A 463-nucleotide genomic window follows, 5' to 3' on the forward strand; every position below is an offset into this window, starting at 1 on the left:
CTACGGTCTCCTGGCCAAGCAGATCGGATACCAGACGGGCGCTGTCGTGATCATTGACGCCGAACACTTGCAGCACGCCGGCGTTGGACAGAAACGTGCCGGCACGCTGGCCATAGGTGGCGCGCAGCTGATGAATGTCCTGGATGATCGGCCAGAGTTGCACACCGTAACCTGCCATCAATCCCATGGCCCGTTCGATCGGCGCCAGATGACCAAGGGCGGTAAACTCGTCGAGCAGATAGAGAACCGGTGGCGCAGATGAATGCGGCGAGGGTAGGGTTCGCGCCATCTCGGTCAGGCTTTGGGCCACCAGCAAACGCAGCCAACGCGAGTAGGCCGCAAGCCTGTCTGGCGGCAAGACCAGGAACACGGTCGCCTTGTCTGCCTTGAGGTCAGCGAACCGAAAGTCCGATCGCCCCAACACCCCGGTCATGCGCGGACTGTCGAGGAAATGCGTGTGTCG

1 protein-coding gene is annotated in these 463 nt (G+C 61.8%); it reads right to left on the reverse strand.

Going from position 1 to position 463, the window contains the following annotated elements; all coding sequences use genetic code 11:
• Positions 1-463: type IV secretory system conjugative DNA transfer family protein (locus K6N12_RS33650; RefSeq protein WP_222149180.1), on the reverse strand; the 463-nt coding region annotated here is incomplete at both ends.

Source organism: Rhizobium redzepovicii (assembly GCF_019793435.1).
In the GTDB taxonomy this organism is placed as follows: Bacteria; Pseudomonadota; Alphaproteobacteria; order Rhizobiales; family Rhizobiaceae; genus Rhizobium; species Rhizobium redzepovicii.